Raw genomic sequence first — 15,804 nt, 5'->3', positions numbered from 1 at the left:
GCGGGTACACGGGCTCGTACCCGATAACGGGCTATCGTTGAGGCCCGATTGGGCCTGACGGAAAGTGGGGCTTTCGCCCCACCATGCTCAAGAGCAGGTTGCTTTGCCACAAGTGCGCATATTCGCGATTTTTTCCTTCAGGGGAGTGGCCCCGACTGCGCCGAAGATGGCTTCGTTGCCGACGACGTAGGAAGGTGTTCCGGTGATACCGAGGCTGGTGGCGAGCTGGTAGGCTTCCTTGACCTGCGCATCGTTGGGATTGGCGGCCATGGACTTGCGGATGTCGGCTTCCTTCACGCCCAGCGATTCCGCAACTTCGATGGCGCTGGCCTCGTTGGCGCGGCCCGTGCTGCCCAGCAGGGTACGCTGAAATTCGGGGTACTTTTCGGGTGCGATGAGTTTGAACGCGTTGGAAACCTTGTGTGCTTCCAGTGACTCAGGCCCCAGAATCGGGAATTCCTTGAGGACAAAGCGAACCTTCTTGTCGGTCTTGAGGATGGTATCGACATCGCTCATGGCGCGTTTGCAATAGCCGCAATTGTAATCGAAGAATTCGACCAGCGTCACATCACCATTTGGATTGCCAAGCGACAGATCGTATTTCGATTCGAACAAAGCCTTCTGGTTTTCAGCAACGGCTTCGGCGGCCTTGGCATTGCGCGAATCGTATTGCTTCCGCTCAAGAGCTTCCTGAACCTCCAGCATGATCTCCGGGTTTTCGATCAGATATTCCTTGATGAAAGCGCCGAATTCCTTCTTCTGCTGATCATCAAGCGCGTGAGCGTGCAGGGAGACGAATAGCGTCGAAAGGGCCGTCAGGCTGGCGATAGCAGTGGTTTTGATCGAAAGTGCCATGTCGGTCCTCTAAGGTCGTTACTGGGCGGTGATTCCGTTATCCAACGCAATTACCGTAATTTAATTTAAATGCCATATCGCAGATCAAATCTGCCCATTGCGTTCTCGTCATTGTGAAGACAGCAATAATACGGCAAATGTCCGACAGTTTTCCAAGAAAGAACATGCCCTTGATTACCTTGTCGAAGCGCAGCGCGGTTGAGCCCTTCCATGCCATGGATATTCTGGCGGAGGCCAACCGTCGCAGACAGGCGGGGCGGCCCGTTATTTCCATGGCGGTGGGTCAGCCATCGCATGCCGCACCGCGCGCATCTCTTGAGGCTGCCGAGACGGCGCTGAAGCATGGGCGTATCGGTTATACGGATGCGCTGGGACTTCGCGACCTGCGCGAAGCCATCGCCTCCAGCTACCGTGTGCGCCACGGCGCAATCGTAGACCCCGCCCGTATCGCGGTGACGACGGGTTCGTCTGCGGCGTTCAATCTGGCATTTCTGGCGCTCTTCGATGCGGGCGATGCCGTTGCCATCGCGCGACCCGGTTATCCCGCCTACCGCAATATTCTGAAGGCCCTGGGGCTGAACGTTGTCGAGGTGCCCGTCACCGCCGAGACCGGATATACGCTGACGCCTGCGAGCCTTGAGCGGGCAGAGACGAAGGCCGGATGCAAGTTGAAGGGCGTGCTGCTGGCAAGCCCCGCCAACCCGACCGGAACCGTGACAGGACGCGACGCGCTCAAGCGTCTGATCGCCTATTGCGACAGCCGCAACATCGCCTTCATCTCGGATGAAATCTACCACGGCCTGACATTCGTGGGTGATGAGACGAGCGCCGTCGAGATCAGCGAGAATGCCGTCGTCATCAACTCCTTCTCCAAATATTACTGCATGACCGGATGGCGCATTGGTTGGATGGTGCTGCCGGAGAAGCTGATCCGCCCGGTCGAATGTCTTGCGCAGAGCCTGTATATTTCAGCGCCAGAGCTTTCCCAACTGGCCGCCACCGCTGCATTTTCCGCGGAAGAGGAGCTTGATGTCTACAAGGAAAGCTACCGCACCAACCGCGACTTTCTGACAACGCGCCTGCCGGAACTCGGCCTGCCGCTGGCGTCGCCCATGGACGGGGCTTTCTACGCCTATGTCGACACTAGCCGTTATTCCAACGATAGCATGGATTTTGCCAAGCGCATGCTGGCGGAAATTGATGTCGCGGCGACACCGGGGCTGGATTTCGACCCGCTGGAAGGACACCGTGCCCTGCGTTTTTCCTATGCGGGATCTGTCTCCGATATTGCAGAAGCGGTGGGGCGCATCGCCGGTTGGCTGAAATGACCGTCTTCGCAGGCCGCAATTTTCCGTAACCGACCTATCAGGGATTTTGGTTCGAAGTCTGCCGAAAATCACGCTAAGCTTCCGGCAAATCGAAGGGAGCGTGACGATGTCTGCAGAAAAAGTTGCAGTGGTGACAGCGGGTGGTAGTGGCATGGGGGCGGCGGTTGCACGGCGTCTGGCTGCCGATGGCTACAAGGTCGCCATCCTTTCTTCCTCCGGCAAAGGCGAAGCATTGGCCAAGGAGCTTGGCGGGATTGGTGTGACGGGATCCAACCAGTCCAATGATGATATCCAGAAGCTTGCCGACCTGACGTTGCAAACATTTGGTCGCATCGACGTGTTGGTCAACAGCGCCGGTCACGGCCCACGCGCACCCATTCTCGATATCACCGACGAACAATGGCACGCTGGGCTCGACGTCTACTTTCTCAACGTCATCAGACCAACCCGCATCATCGCACCCGTCATGGTGCAACAGAAGGCGGGCGCCATCGTCAATATCTCCACCGCATGGGCGTTCGAACCCAGCGAGATGTTTCCGACATCGGCGGTCTTCCGTGCTGGCCTTGCCGCTTACACGAAGATTTTTTCAGACACCTATGCGTCAGACAATGTGCGCATGAACAATGTGCTGCCCGGCTGGATCGACAGTCTGCCTGCCACCGAACAGCGGCGTGAAATGGTCCCCATGCAGCGTTACGGAAAGAGCGAGGAGATCGCGGCGACAGTGGCTTTTCTAGCCTCCGAAGGGGCTGGATACATCACCGGCCAGAACCTGCGGGTGGACGGCGGATTGACCCGCTCCGTCTAACCTGTTTCCAATTAAGTTTCCTATGCTTTTCAAGTTTTTGCCTTGTCGAGGGCTTGATTCGACAGGCAACGAAGGAACCTGCGTCTATTGGGGACGTTGTTCAATCTGAGGTCAAAAGTTTTCACAAACACGACGCTTGGATGTAGAAGCAGGTAAATTGAAGTCATGGGACAGCGAAACGCATACGCCAAACAAGTGGTGCTGGTCGTTGAAGACGATCCGCTTTTACGCATGATGGCTGTCGATCTGGTGGAGGATGCCGGGTTCGACGCGATCGAGGCGTCGGGTGCCGACGAGGCCATGGAAATCATGGAAAGCCGCTCCGACATTGACGTTCTCTTCACGGATGTCGATATGCCGGGCAGCATGAATGGCGTTGGGCTGGCGAACTGGGCCCGGCGTTCCAACACACCGCTTGGCATCATGCTGACATCTGGACATCACAACCCATCCGACGAAGCATTGCCGGAGCGCAGTGTGTTCTTTCCCAAGCCTTACGACTTCAAGAAAGTCGTCGATACTTTGAAACTGATGACTGTCTAAGTCTTCGGGATGGTCAGAGGCGCGATAGGCTTTGCGAATAAGTAACCATAGTCGAAAAGCCGTTTCGCGATTAATTATTCTGAAAATATCAGCCGTTATATTGGCTTTCAAAGCTTGAAGGGTTTTGGGGGCATAATGAATTTTCTGGGTATTACGGGCATGCAGTATTCTGGCGTGCCATTTCGCGACACAAGAATATTGCTGGCGGAAGACTCCAATGTCTTCACCCAGATGATTGGCGCCAGACTGAAAGAACTTCTGGGTCTGTCGGTCGAAGTCTGCCGTAACTTCGAAGAATTGCAGGAATGCTATGAGCGTTCTTCCGAAGAGGTGACTCTTGCGATTTCCAATATCAATCTGCCAGGCGCCGAGAATGGCGAGGCGCTGGAGTATCTCGTCGATCTCTCCATTCCGACCATCGTGTTCACCAGCACGTTCCACGAGGATACGCGCGAGAAGCTGATCACCAAGGAAGTCGTCGACTATATTTTGAAAGACAACGTCTTTGCCGTGGATATGCTGACGGAATCGGTCTGCCGCTTCCTGACCAATCATCGCCACCACGTGCTGATCGTGGATGACAGTCCAACCGCACGCGCGCTGCTGTCCAGCCGTTTGAAGCGTTACAACTTCCGTGTCAGCCTTGCCGAGAGCGGTGCAAAGGCGCTGGAAATCCTGCGCAACAACCCGGACATCGGTCTTGTCGTGACCGACTACAACATGCCTGATATTGATGGTTTCGAACTGACGCGCCGCATTCGCACCATGCGTGGCTCGCACGAACTGCGAATCATCGGCGTATCGTCCTCCACCAACCGTCTGTTGTCTGCGCGCTTCCTGAAGGCTGGCGGCAATGACTTCATGCTGCGCCCCTTCATCGATGAAGAGTTCTATTGCCGCGTGAACCAGAACCTAGACACGCTGGTGCAGATCCAAGCGGCAAAGCAAAGCAACAAGAAGGCCGCTGCTTAAGCCGCGCTATCGGCCTCGGTCTCCTCGATGGGGCGTCCGAGAGCCAGCTTCTGCGCCAGATCCGGGCCAAGCTTATCGACATAGGCCTGGTCCGGTGAAGTGCCCAGCGCATCCAGCGTCTTGGAAAAGAAGCAGCGAGCCGATGCGGCGGCGACGATGTCGAAGATTTCGGCATCCGTCAGCGCGTGGGTCTTCAGCGCATCGATATCGGCCTGCGTCACCGACGTTGCATCGCGCACCACTTTCGAAACGAAAATCATGATGGCGCGCTCCTGTTCATCCAGCGGCGCGTCTTCTGCGTTGGTGATGATGCCGGTGAGTTCGTCTGCGTCGAGCCCCTCTCGTGCCAGCACCGAGGCGTGCGCCAGCATGCAATAGGAAGACCTCAGTTCTCGCGCTGCTGCCAACGTGACCAGTTCATAACGCCGTGGCTCTATGTTGCCACGCAGAGCGACCAGCAACGCACTCCAGCTTTCCATGACCTCGGGACGGTGCCCAAAGGTGCGGTACATATTGGGCAGATAGCCATAGGTGCTTTCCGCGTTACGATACATTTCCGCGATTTTGATGCTGGTTTTTGGCTCCGGGGGCGTGATGAACATGAATGTCTCCTGTATTTCAATTATGCCTAAAATGCCTGAGCTCTGAATTCGATCAGCCCATCGCAGATTTTTTTCATCAAAGTTGGGATTCGAGCGGCAAAATACCCATGATGCTGACCAGTGCGCGGCGGCTGAAGGTAGCGTAGGGCTCGCGACGGTAGTGCCTTGGCTCGCCTCTGACCAAGCCGGTCCACGTCAGGTTTCGACGCTCGTTAAGCGCCAGCTCGAAGCTCATCTCCCGGCTGGTTTCTTCCTTGAAGATGTCATCCATCTCCTTCACCAGTGGGGCGGAGGAAAACAGGACGCCCATCTCCGTGTTGAGGGACATGGAGCGCGGATCGAAGTTCAGCGAACCGATAAAGCCTGTGTCGCCGTCCCGGGTAAAAGCCTTGGTGTGCAGGCTTGCCTGACCCGAACCGCGCAATGAGAAGGATTTGTGCTGATCCGCGAGGGACCGCAATTCATGGATTTTGATACCGTTGAGCAGCAAAGGCCTGCGATATCGCGAGTAACCGGCGTGAACGGCAGCGACATCGGTGGCGGCCAAAGAGTTGGTAAGGACACTGACGGAAACGCCATCGGCAGAGAGCCTTGACAATGTCTCCAGACCTTTTTGACCGGGGATGAAGTAGGGAGAGGTTATCTTCAGTCGGTCGTTCGTCTCCTCCATGACGGGCAACAGCGTCTCCATCAGATAGTTGTGGCCATTGCGACGTTTGTCCGCAGCCTTCTCTGGCGGGTCGGCAACGACCGTTGCGCTTTCCACCCAATGGAGCGTATCTGACAGGAGGAAGTTGCCGGAATGGTGCTGGCTTTCGACCTGCGCCAGATAGGGACGAGCGGCATTGCCGGAGGCGAGAACGTCCATTCTGCGGCGCAGCTTCGCCAGCTTGCTGGGGCGGCGGGCCAGAAGCGAGCGTACGGGAACGGCGACGGCACTGTTCCAGTAATCGTCGAAAATCTCTTCGGCCTGCGCCACGCAGGCACCATGTGCGATAATATCGAAATCACGGAAATTCGCCTGTTCGGCAGCATCGAAATAGGCGTCACCGATATTGCGGCCACCGACGATCAATGTGCGGCCATCCGCAATCCAGGCTTTGTTATGCATGCGCCTGTTGACGCTGCGAAACCGCAGCACCATTTCCAGCCCACGGCGAAAGACGTTCTCACGCGCCTTTGTGGGGTTGAACAGCCGAAGCTCGATATTGGGGTGGCTGTCTATAGCTTGAAAAGCGCGGTCCGAGATCGACACACCCAGATCGTCCAGCAGCAGGCGCACCCGGACGCCACGGTCAGCTGCGGCGATAACCTCACGCATCATCAACTGCCCGGTGAGGTCAGCATTCCACATGTAGTACATGAGATCGAGGCTGCGACCGGCGGCGCGGGCCGCGCCCACGCGTGCGGCAAACGCGCCGAGGTTGGATTGTATCAGCGACAGCACGCTCTGACCTTCACGACCGTGACTGATATCCGTCCAATGGCGGTCGAGCGGCGTGGCATCTTCTTCTGTAGGAAGTGCTGCCGACGCGATCTTGATGATGATTTTGTCACGATGGCGCGATGCGAAAACGAGGCCCGCGATAATGGCGATGACGATGAGGGCACAAATGGCGACGGTGACATTCACAGTGATGATATTACCCGCATCTTTGCCCTAAGCCTCTCGCACATTCAATGAATATCAATATTCCGCTTATCCGCTTCTTCCTTGATGATGTCCTCAATGACCTGCCGCTTCAAAGCGGCATCTGTCGTCAGGTAATCATCTGCGAGTTCAAAGATAGACTTCGGGCTTTCGTTGGCCTTGAGCGTGTCGAGGTCCTGACCGATCTGCTGGCGAAGTTCGGAATACTGATCCATCTTTGTTCTCCTTTATGCGTAGAATGCGGGAGGCGGCCCGGCGGTTCCGGTCGACGCGGGTAAAACGCCTGCCTGCTTGCATAGCGTAGCGCGAAGCGACATAAGAAGCGCTATCAGGTGCCTGCTTCACGCAGGAGAATCGGGAACGCGGTGAAACTCCGCGACGTGCCCAACGCTGTGAGGCCGATGCGACTGTCGAATGCCACTGAGAGATTGGGAAGGCGGCATATCGTGATGACGCCCAGTCAGAAGACCGGCCTGATACCATAGACCGCACCGCATGGACGGCGGCAGGTTGTTGACAGGCGGGCCCTTGTGGTCTGCCCGTGCATTGTTGGGGAATGACGATGCGACCTGATGAATTCGAAGATGCGCTTCACCCTGCGCAGGCGTTCAGCGACGCCGAGAAGGCCGCGGTGTATCGCGCCATTGAGACGAGGCGTGACGTTCGCGACCAGTTCTTGCCGGATGCGCTGCCGGATGAACTGGTGGCGCGATTGCTGGCAGCGGCCCATGCCGCGCCGTCCGTCGGCTTCATGCAGCCGTGGAATTTCACGCTTATCACGGATGCACGGGTGAGACAGCAGGCGTGGGAGGCGTTTTCGCACGCCAATGCGGAAGCTGCCGAGATGTTTGCGCAGGAAAGCCAGACGCTCTATCGCAGTCTGAAGCTGGAGGGCATTCGCAAGGCACCGCTTTCGATCTGCGTCACCTGCGACCCAACCCGTGGCGGCGATGTCGTGCTGGGGCGCACACACAATCCGCGCATGGATGTCTACTCAACCGTCTGCGCCATCCAGAACCTGTGGCTGGCAGCCCGTGCCGAAGGTGTCGGCGTCGGGTGGGTCAGCATTTTCCACGATGCCGATATCCGCCAAATCCTCGAAATACCCCAACACATCGAAATCGTTGCCTGGCTCTGCCTTGGCCGCGTCGATAGGCTCTACAGCGAACCGGAGCTGGCTATCAAAGGCTGGCGGCAGCGACTGTCGGTGGAGGAGCTTGTGTTTCGCGATAAGTGGGGCACAAGTTAAGTCCCGGCCCTAATATCACTGCTGTTGTGGCTGGGCGCCTTGCAAAGCGGGATTTTTGAGGTCGATGCGGCTGGTTTCTTCCTGCATAAAGCGGGGGCCGACGATGCGGACTTTGCTGTTGGCTGGATCGTAGTCGCGCTCGGGGATCGGTTCGGCTTTCTCGACGGGTTTGGTTTCCGGCTTCGTTTCGGCAGGGGCGGGGTTCGTGTCGCTCTTCGGTGACGTCAGCGTGGTCACGCTTGGCGAGCTTTGCACGGCGGTGGATTGCGGTGCGTGGCTGTTGTCCTGCGGCTTCATCGTCGGGTCGGAAGAGGCCGTCATTTTGCAGCTGCATGAGGGTGCGCGGCTGGATGCGGGGTTGTTGCGGTAGGCAAAAGCGGTTGGCATCGAGGCGTAGGGCTGGCCGGTTTTTGCCGAGACCATGTCCTCGCTCTCCTGACCTTCCATGGCGTGATAGAATAATTCGGTCTGCGTGCCAGGACACATGCGCTCACATTGGGCTGCCTGCTCACGGAAATCGAGCGGTGTCGCGTCCGAAGAAATGGGGAAGAACGCACCATCGCAGGTGCGGACGCAAAGTGTTCGGAGCCCACCCTGCATCGGCATATCGGGCGAAGGCGCGTAATCGTTGTTCGGCTCACCAAAGCCGTCACTCGGGTCGCGCATGTCGGGATAGGGCGAGGGGTCTGTGGAGGTGAACGAGGGTGGCTGCTCGTCGTAGCAGCCTTGCGCATCCAGCGCGGCCAGAATGCGCTCACGCGACCCTTGGGCATTGTCATTGCGTTGGGCGGCCAGCATGCGGTCGCGGTCGTCAGCGATCATGTCGCGCTCGGCCTGCGCCTGCTCCAACGCATCGCCGATTTCGCCGCAAAGCTGCGCATTGGGGTTACCGTAGACGATAACGCTACCGGAGGAGCAGCCATAGCCGCGCATGTCGTTCTTGATACGCCGTATGAGAATGTTCTGCTGGGCAAGAGCGCTCGCAAAGCGGCGTACCTCTGCGGTATTGCCGTAAACCTGCACGGGCTGGTTCAACTGCGAGCGCAACGAATCACAGACAGCGCTTGCCTGCGCCGAAAACGGAGCGGCCAGCATGACAATCGCAAATGTGCCGACCAGTCGGCTTCGGCGCGGGATCAATGGTCCGTCCGTTCCGCCTGCCGTTGGGCAGGACATATCCTGAGGAGCGCACCCGCGAAATGCGGATGACGTATTTTCGATCAGGATAACATAGGCGCGCGCAGCAAAGCGGCAACAGTCAGTTCAAAATTGCGTTAACCCGTGCTTACACCGAAGGGTGCGATGCCTGCACGGCGGCTAGTGCTGCCATGTTGACCACGCCGCGCGACGTGACCGTTGGCGACAGAATGTGCACGGGCAGGGCGGAACCGAGCAGGATCGGCCCGACATGCAGACCTTCCGTCATGGTGCGCACGACGCCAAGCGTGATGTTGGCCGAATCGAGATTCGGGAAGACCAGCAGGTTCGCTTCTCCAGACAGCGAGCTGTTGGGCATGGCGCGTTTGCGCAGCACTTCCGATAGTGCGGAACCGCCCTGCATTTCGCCATCGATTTCCAGTTCCGGTGCTGTTGTGCGCACGAGCTGCAACGCGCGGCGCATCTTGCGGGCACTTTCGGAATCGCGCGAGCCGAAGTTGGAGTGGCTTGCGAGTGCGATTTTCGGAACGATGCCGAAGCGCTTGATTTCCTTGGCCGCGAGAATGGCCAGTTCTGCGATATCTTCCGAGGTCGGCTCGTAGTTGACGAAGGTGTCCGTCAAAAACAGCGCACCCTGCTGCGTGATCAGCAGGCTGAGGCCGCCGAACGTATGCGCGCCCTCACGCTTGCCGATGATCTGGTTGATGTCGCGCAGATGACGGTCGAAACGACCTTCCAGACCGCAGATCAGGGCGTCCGCTTCACCACGCTTCACAGAGAGTGCGCCGATGACGGTGCTGTTGGTACGAACGATGGTGCGCGCAGCCTCCGGGTTGATACCGGCGCGGCCCACGAGCGCGAAATAGTCATCGACGTATTCACGGTAGCGTGGATCGTCCTCCGGGTTGACCACGGCAAAGTCCGTATTCGGGCGAATGCGCAGCCCGAAGCGCTTCAGGCGCGTCTCGATGATCTGTGGACGACCGATGAGAATCGGCACACCGGTGCCTTCTTCCAGCAGAACCTGTGCAGCGCGCAGCGAGCGCTCGTCTTCGCCTTCGGCAAAAATGATCCGCTTTTTTTCTGCGGTTTTTGCCAGGTTGAAGATCGGTTTCATGATGAAGCCGGACCGCCAGACGAAGCGGTTCAACTGATCGAGATAGGCGTCGAAATCGGTGATCGGTCGCGCGGCGACACCGCTTGCTGCAGCAGCACGGGCAACCGCAGGCGCGATGCGCAGGATGAGGCGCGGGTCGAACGGCGAGGGGATAAGATAGTTGGGGCCGAAGATCGGCGTCTCATCGCTATAGGCCTTCGCCGCGACTTCCGACACTTCCTCGCGCGCCAGTTCGGCAATGGCGTGGACGGCGGCCATCTTCATTTCTTCGTTGATGGTGGTCGCGCCGCAATCCAGCGCACCCCTAAAGATATAGGGGAAGCAAAGCACGTTGTTGACCTGGTTCGGGAAGTCCGAACGGCCTGTGCAGATCATCGCATCCGGGCGTGCCTGACGCGCCAGTTCCGGCATGATTTCCGGGTTGGGGTTTGCAAGCGCTAGAATCAGCGGCTTCTCCGCCATGCGCGCCAGCAGTTCCGGCTTCAGAACGCCTGCGGCGGACAGGCCCAGGAAAACGTCGGCGCCATCGATGGTTTCGCTCAACACGCGCTTGTCTGTCTTCTGCGCGTAGACTTCCTTCCACTCGTCCATCAGGGTGTTGCGGCCCTCATAGACGAGGCCTTCGATGTCGTGAACCCAGATGTTTTCACGCTTCGCACCCAGCACTACCAGCAGGTTGAGGCAGGCGAGTGCAGCGGCACCGGCACCCGAAGCAACGATCTTGACGCTCGACAGAGACTTACCAGCAAGTTCCAGTGCGTTGGTCACGGCGGCTGCAACGATGATGGCCGTGCCGTGCTGGTCGTCGTGGAACACGGGAATGTTCATTTTCTCGCGAAGCTGACGCTCCACTTCGAAACATTCCGGTGCCTTGATGTCTTCAAGATTGATACCGCCAAAAGTCGGCTCCAGCGCCGAGATGGTGGAGACCATGTCGTTGATGCCGGGGGCGTCGATTTCGATGTCGAAGACGTCAATGCCAGCGAACTTCTTGAACAGAACGGCCTTGCCTTCCATGACGGGCTTTGAGGCGAGAGGGCCGATATTGCCGAGGCCCAGCACTGCCGTGCCGTTGGAGATGACGGCTACGAGATTGGCACGCGCGGTGTATTCCGCTGCGGCCTCAGGGTTTTCATGGATCGCGAGGCATGGTGCAGCGACGCCGGGGGAGTAGGCAAGCGCTAAATCGCGCTGGTTACCAAGCGGCTTTGACGCCTGTATTTCCAGTTTTCCCGGGCGCGGATAACGGTGATAAAACAGGGCCTGTTGTTCCAGATCCGCATTGGCGTTTTGGTCTTGCGTCTTGCCCGTGTCCTCAGAACTCATTTTATCACCGCTTATTTCAATTTCTTGGAGGCCTTTGCATACAACAATCGGTCCATGCGTACAGCCGTTTATTTTGCCTCGATATCTCAAAACTGTCGTTTTGAAATTGCTTAAAAGCGGCACTTCCTGACCCGAAATGGCGTTCTGTCATCTTGCTGAAACACGAGTCTGGTTTTCCAGAGGTTGAAAATTGCCGAGACAGGGGGAAGAGTTCCATGGCCGCGCAAACCGAAACCAGACAGTTCAGAACGCTTTTCATTTCCGACGTGCATCTTGGCTCCAAGGCAGCCAAAACGGATTTCCTTCTGGATTTCCTTCGCTACCATGAAGCCGATACGATCATCCTCGTGGGCGACATCATCGATGGCTGGCGCCTGCGCCGCAACTGGTACTGGCCACAGGGCTGTAACGATGTGGTGCAGAAGCTTCTGCGCAAGGCCCGTAAGGGAACGCGCATCGTCTACATTCCCGGCAACCACGATGAGTTTTTGCGGGAATTCCCCGGCACCCATTTCGGCGGTATCGAAGTGGCTGAAAGGATGATCCACGAAGCTGCTGACGGAAAGAAATATCTCGTCATTCACGGCGATGAGTTCGACGTGGTGGTGCGCAATGCGCGTCTGCTGGCCTATCTGGGTGACTGGGCCTACGACGCGGCGATTGCCATTAACGTTCTCCTTGCCGCTATTCGCCGCCGGATCGGCTTGCCCTATTGGTCGTTCTCGGCCTGGGCAAAGCTTCAGGTGAAGCATGCCGTCAACTTCATTGGCGAGTTTCAGCGCGTTGTGGCCGATGAGGCCCGTCGCAACAATGTCGACGGTGTGATCTGTGGCCACATCCACCACGCCGTGATGGAGGATATCGACGGTATCCGCTACATCAACACCGGCGACTGGGTGGAAAGCTGCACGGCGGTTGCCGAAACGATGGACGGTACCTTCGAGCTGATCACGTGGATGAAGTCGGACGACAAGATCGAGGAAAACCAGGTGACCGAGCTGGAGCCGGTGGCTTTCCCCAAGCTCATCAGCACCTACGCCGCCTGAACAGCACTCGTCGTCTCAGCCCCAGAGTTCAGCCTGGGGCGGGTGGAGGAGTGATCCGTCGTATATGAGCCCGGGAACACGATCCCGGGCCAGCAGCAATGGGCCATCCAGATCGGCATAGGCGGTATCCTGTGCGAGCAGAACGGCCGGTGCCATGCCAAGCGATGTGCCCAGCATGCATCCAACCATGATCGTATAGCCGAGCCGTTCGGCTTCCCGCTTCATCAACAATGCCTCGGTCAGGCCGCCAGTCTTGTCCAGTTTGATGTTGATGGCATCGTAACGGTCTTGCAGGGATGCCAGATCAGCGGTCAGGTGCACGCTTTCGTCAGCGCAGATCGGCACGGTGCGGGTGATGCGTGAAAGAATGGCGTCTTTACCCGCAGGCAGCGGCTGCTCGATGAGGGCGATGCCCAGCTCGGCGGCGACCGCCAGATGGTGCTCTATATTGTCGTCCGTCCAGCCTTCATTGGCATCGACGATGATGCGGGCGAGAGGTGCGGCACGTCTCACGGCTCGAAGACGCGCTTCGTCATCATCCGTGCCTGTCTTTATCTTCAGCAGCGGACGCGCGGCGTTTTCTGCCGCTTTCGCGCCCATGGTGTCCGCATCCCCCAGAGAGATGGTGTAGGCGGTAACGATAGGCCCCGGTTGCGACGGCAGGATAGTCGCGGCGACGCTTTTACCGGAGAGTTTGGCCTCGAGATCCCAGAGGGCGCAATCGACGGCGTTGCGGGCGGCACCCGCCTTCATCACCCTTTGCAGTTCCTGACGGCCCAGCCCTTCGGATATGCGATCCGAGACGGCGCTGATATCGGCCAGCACGCCTTCGATCGATTCGCCATATCGTTTGTAAGGAACGCATTCTCCCATACCCGTGGCGCCATCCTGCGTAATCACGCACTTGATGACCTCGACTTCCGTGCGGCTTCCACGGGAAATGGTGAAACTTCCCGCAACCGGGAATGTCTCAGCTGTGGCTTGAATGTAACGACGCATCAAAATTGCCTTCGTGTTTTGTCATAAACCGTTAAACCGACGAAAAAACACCGGGAATCATCCGCAGTGCTGTGGCTTGGTGATCCGTCACTCGATATGAATCGTTAGAGAATCTTTAATAAGCTGCATTCGCTTGGAGCAAGATGCAAGAACTTGAAACACGGCAGCAGGTGCAGCCAGCAGCAATCTCGGCGGATGACAACGCGGAGAATGGTGGCGCGCGCTATGCTTTGACCGGTTCCTGGCGCAATGCCAATGTCGCTCCCGTTCTTGCCGACATCGAGAAAATCGAAAAGTCCAAGCCATCAGGCGCGATCACGATCGATCTTTCCGGCGTCGAGAACATCGACACCACGGGCGCTTGGCTGCTGCGTCGCATGCGCAACCGGCTGGATAAGGCAGGAACGCAGGTTTCGTTCGAGGGTAACGAACGGTTCGAGGAAATCATCGCGGCGCTGCCGGATGAAGCGCCTATGCCGCCCAAGGACACCAGCAAGACCGGTATCGTCCAGCGCATATTCGATCCTATCGGCAAGAACATCGTTCAGGCCGGCGCCGATTTTCTGGCGGGCATGTACATTCTGGGTTCCGCCGTTCGCGGTGCGCAGATGAAGCTGGGGCGGGGGCGCGGTGTTTCGCCTGCGGCCATCGCCAACCAGATCGACCACATGGGCGTACGCGCCGTGCCCATCATTCTGCTGATGTCGTTCCTGATCGGCGCCATTATCGCGCAGCAGGGCGCGTTCCAGCTACGCTACTTCGGCGCTGAAGTCTTCGTCGTCGACCTCGTGGGCATCTTGCAGCTTCGTGAAATCGGCGTGCTGTTAACCGCGATCATGATTGCCGGTCGTTCGGGAAGCGCCATCACGGCTGAAATCGGCTCGATGAAAATGCGCGAGGAAATCGATGCGCTGAAGGTCATCGGCCTCAACCCGGTCGGTGTTCTCGTATTTCCGCGCCTAGTGGCGCTGACGATTGCTCTGCCGCTTTTGACGATCATTGCAAACTTTGCCGCTCTCTTCGGCGCAGCCGTCGTCTCGCTGCTGTACTCCGGCATCACCTTCGAGGTCTTCCTGTCGCGGCTTCATTCTGCGGTGGAAATCTCGACCATCGCATCCGGCATGATCAAGGCACCGTTCATGGCGCTGATCATCGGTATCGTGGCGGCGGTGGAAGGCATGAAGGTTGGCGGCAGCGCCGAATCGCTCGGCCAGCACGTGACGTCATCCGTCGTGAAATCCATTTTCGTTGTAATTCTGGTCGATGGCGTTTTCGCCATCTTCTATGCAGCCATCGATTTTTAAGGAGTGGCTGTGCAGGATCAGGAATTGAACACAGACAAGAAAAAAGGCGAGCGGGAAGTCATTCTCTCGGTCGAGGGCGCGACCGTTGCCTTCGGTGACAAGGTCGTTCTCGACAACCTCAATCTCGATGTTTACCGCGGTGAAATTTTGGGCTTCATCGGTCCTTCCGGTGCGGGCAAATCTGTGCTGATGCGCGCCGTCTTGCGCCTCCTGCCGCGCCAGGCGGGCACGATCAAGATTCTCGGTATCGATTACGACAAGGCGACGGATGAGGAGCGCATGGCGCTCGACACCCGTCTCGGCGTTCTCTTTCAGCAGGGTGCGCTCTTTTCCGGCCTGACTGTGAAGGAAAACATACAGTTGCCGATGCGCGAATATCTGGATTTGCCGCAGGAACTGATGGACGAGCTTGCCGCTATCAAGATCGAGATGGTGGGTCTTAAGCCCGATGCGGCGGATAAATATCCCTCGGAGCTTTCCGGCGGCATGATCAAGCGTGCGGCATTGGCGCGCGCGCTGTCTCTCGACCCCGATCTCGTCTTTCTGGACGAGCCGACCTCGGGTCTCGACCCCATCGGTGCTGCCGAATTCGATATGCTGATTGCGCGCCTGCGTGATTCGCTCGGCCTGACCGTCTACATGGTCACCCACGACCTGGACAGCCTGTTCTCGGTCTGTGACCGCATTGCCGTTCTGGGCGACAAGAAAGTCGCCGTGGAAGGCACCCTTGAGGAAATGTTCGATAGCGACGATCCTTGGGTTCAATCATATTTCCGCGGAAAGCGGGCACGCGCCGTCGTTCTTCCCGATGGCACGCAACACATTCCGGGGAGTGACGGATAG

At 57.9% G+C, this 15,804-nt stretch carries 15 protein-coding genes and 1 riboswitch; of the genes, 8 read left to right on the top strand and 7 right to left on the bottom strand.

The window, feature by feature from the left end; genetic code table 11:
- Positions 1–87: 87 nt before the first annotated feature.
- Positions 88–855: a DsbA family protein gene (locus HRR99_RS08210; RefSeq protein ID WP_233121098.1), complete on the bottom strand. Its 768-nt coding sequence runs from the start codon at positions 853–855 to the stop codon at positions 88–90.
- A 170-nt stretch (positions 856–1,025) separates the two neighbouring features.
- On the opposite strand from HRR99_RS08210, the gene HRR99_RS08205 reads away from it, so the two are divergent.
- The 4 genes from HRR99_RS08205 (at position 1,026) to HRR99_RS08190 (ending at position 4,509) form a co-directional block, all read left to right on the top strand.
- Positions 1,026–2,183 (top strand): pyridoxal phosphate-dependent aminotransferase, encoded by a 1,158-nt coding sequence (locus HRR99_RS08205; RefSeq protein ID WP_233123459.1) that lies wholly within the window; start codon positions 1,026–1,028, stop codon positions 2,181–2,183.
- A gap of 106 nt (positions 2,184–2,289) precedes the next feature.
- Entirely contained in the window at positions 2,290–2,994 is a 705-nt protein-coding gene (locus HRR99_RS08200; protein WP_233121096.1) for an SDR family oxidoreductase, read from the top strand.
- A gap of 165 nt (positions 2,995–3,159) precedes the next feature.
- Positions 3,160–3,537 carry a response regulator gene (locus HRR99_RS08195; protein ID WP_111838219.1) on the top strand — a complete coding sequence of 126 codons (378 nt, stop codon included), beginning with the start codon at positions 3,160–3,162 and terminating at the stop codon, positions 3,535–3,537.
- 135 nt (positions 3,538–3,672) lie between these two features.
- Positions 3,673–4,509 carry a response regulator gene (locus tag HRR99_RS08190; protein WP_111838220.1) on the top strand — a complete coding sequence of 279 codons (837 nt, stop codon included), beginning with the start codon at positions 3,673–3,675 and terminating at the stop codon, positions 4,507–4,509.
- On the opposite strand, the gene HRR99_RS08185 is transcribed toward HRR99_RS08190, so the two are convergent.
- From HRR99_RS08185 to HRR99_RS08175, 3 genes are all read right to left on the bottom strand, one after another.
- Complete coding sequence (locus HRR99_RS08185; RefSeq protein WP_233121095.1) at positions 4,506–5,111, bottom strand: carboxymuconolactone decarboxylase family protein; 606 nt, start codon at positions 5,109–5,111, stop codon at positions 4,506–4,508. The two genes, HRR99_RS08190 and HRR99_RS08185, sit on opposite strands and share 4 nt — an antisense overlap.
- Before the next feature lie 76 nt (positions 5,112–5,187).
- Positions 5,188–6,744, bottom strand: a complete 1,557-nt coding sequence (locus tag HRR99_RS08180) for a phospholipase D family protein (RefSeq protein ID WP_422387255.1) — start codon at positions 6,742–6,744, stop codon at positions 5,188–5,190.
- A 44-nt stretch (positions 6,745–6,788) separates the two neighbouring features.
- Positions 6,789–6,977 (bottom strand): hypothetical protein, encoded by a 189-nt coding sequence (locus tag HRR99_RS08175; RefSeq protein ID WP_233121093.1) that lies wholly within the window; start codon positions 6,975–6,977, stop codon positions 6,789–6,791.
- 98 nt (positions 6,978–7,075) lie between these two features.
- A riboswitch (cobalamin riboswitch) is annotated at positions 7,076–7,253 on the top strand.
- Positions 7,254–7,324: 71 nt separating this feature from the next.
- On the opposite strand from HRR99_RS08175, the gene bluB reads away from it, so the two are divergent.
- A complete protein-coding gene (gene bluB, locus HRR99_RS08170; RefSeq protein ID WP_233121091.1) occupies positions 7,325–8,011 on the top strand; it encodes a 5,6-dimethylbenzimidazole synthase in 687 nt (228 codons plus the stop codon).
- A gap of 15 nt (positions 8,012–8,026) precedes the next feature.
- On the opposite strand, the gene HRR99_RS08165 is transcribed toward bluB, so the two are convergent.
- Both HRR99_RS08165 and HRR99_RS08160 read right to left on the bottom strand, forming a co-directional pair.
- A complete protein-coding gene (locus tag HRR99_RS08165; RefSeq protein WP_233121090.1) occupies positions 8,027–9,151 on the bottom strand; it encodes a DUF2865 domain-containing protein in 1,125 nt (374 codons plus the stop codon).
- 145 nt (positions 9,152–9,296) lie between these two features.
- Positions 9,297–11,612: an NADP-dependent malic enzyme gene (locus HRR99_RS08160; protein WP_233121088.1), complete on the bottom strand. Its 2,316-nt coding sequence runs from the start codon at positions 11,610–11,612 to the stop codon at positions 9,297–9,299.
- A 215-nt stretch (positions 11,613–11,827) separates the two neighbouring features.
- Between HRR99_RS08160 and HRR99_RS08155 the strand changes: the two genes are divergently transcribed.
- Positions 11,828–12,658: a UDP-2,3-diacylglucosamine diphosphatase gene (locus tag HRR99_RS08155; RefSeq protein ID WP_233121087.1), complete on the top strand. Its 831-nt coding sequence runs from the start codon at positions 11,828–11,830 to the stop codon at positions 12,656–12,658.
- A gap of 15 nt (positions 12,659–12,673) precedes the next feature.
- Here HRR99_RS08155 and dgcA read toward each other — a convergent pair whose 3' ends face one another.
- The gene (gene dgcA, locus HRR99_RS08150) at positions 12,674–13,657 is read right to left on the bottom strand and encodes an N-acetyl-D-Glu racemase DgcA (RefSeq protein ID WP_233121086.1); all 984 of its coding nucleotides are present in this window, start codon (positions 13,655–13,657) and stop codon (positions 12,674–12,676) included.
- Between the two features lie 143 nt (positions 13,658–13,800).
- On the opposite strand from dgcA, the gene HRR99_RS08145 reads away from it, so the two are divergent.
- Both HRR99_RS08145 and HRR99_RS08140 read left to right on the top strand, forming a co-directional pair.
- Positions 13,801–14,961, top strand: a complete 1,161-nt coding sequence (locus HRR99_RS08145; RefSeq protein WP_233121085.1) for an ABC transporter permease — start codon at positions 13,801–13,803, stop codon at positions 14,959–14,961.
- Between the two features lie 3 nt (positions 14,962–14,964).
- Complete coding sequence (locus tag HRR99_RS08140) at positions 14,965–15,804, top strand: ABC transporter ATP-binding protein (RefSeq protein ID WP_422387254.1); 840 nt, start codon at positions 14,965–14,967, stop codon at positions 15,802–15,804.

It is taken from the genome of Agrobacterium vaccinii, assembly GCF_021310995.1.
Classification (GTDB): Bacteria; Pseudomonadota; Alphaproteobacteria; order Rhizobiales; family Rhizobiaceae; genus Agrobacterium; species Agrobacterium vaccinii.
This window is presented reverse-complemented; position numbering and strand designations above follow the sequence as displayed.

What these genes read in the sequence shown, in the direction of transcription:
- HRR99_RS08210 (WP_233121098.1), bottom strand. Translation starts at nt 855, where the DNA reads ATGGCACTTTCGATCAAAACCACTGCTATCGCCAGCCTGACGGCCCTT.
- HRR99_RS08200 (WP_233121096.1), top strand. Translation starts at nt 2,290, where the DNA reads ATGTCTGCAGAAAAAGTTGCAGTGGTGACAGCGGGTGGTAGTGGCATG.
- HRR99_RS08195 (WP_111838219.1), top strand. Translation starts at nt 3,160, where the DNA reads ATGGGACAGCGAAACGCATACGCCAAACAAGTGGTGCTGGTCGTTGAA.
- HRR99_RS08190 (WP_111838220.1), top strand. Translation starts at nt 3,673, where the DNA reads ATGAATTTTCTGGGTATTACGGGCATGCAGTATTCTGGCGTGCCATTT.
- HRR99_RS08185 (WP_233121095.1), bottom strand. Translation starts at nt 5,111, where the DNA reads ATGTTCATCACGCCCCCGGAGCCAAAAACCAGCATCAAAATCGCGGAA.
- HRR99_RS08175 (WP_233121093.1), bottom strand. Translation starts at nt 6,977, where the DNA reads ATGGATCAGTATTCCGAACTTCGCCAGCAGATCGGTCAGGACCTCGAC.
- bluB (WP_233121091.1), top strand. Translation starts at nt 7,325, where the DNA reads ATGCGACCTGATGAATTCGAAGATGCGCTTCACCCTGCGCAGGCGTTC.
- HRR99_RS08160 (WP_233121088.1), bottom strand. Translation starts at nt 11,612, where the DNA reads ATGAGTTCTGAGGACACGGGCAAGACGCAAGACCAAAACGCCAATGCG.
- HRR99_RS08155 (WP_233121087.1), top strand. Translation starts at nt 11,828, where the DNA reads ATGGCCGCGCAAACCGAAACCAGACAGTTCAGAACGCTTTTCATTTCC.
- dgcA (WP_233121086.1), bottom strand. Translation starts at nt 13,657, where the DNA reads ATGCGTCGTTACATTCAAGCCACAGCTGAGACATTCCCGGTTGCGGGA.
- HRR99_RS08145 (WP_233121085.1), top strand. Translation starts at nt 13,801, where the DNA reads ATGCAAGAACTTGAAACACGGCAGCAGGTGCAGCCAGCAGCAATCTCG.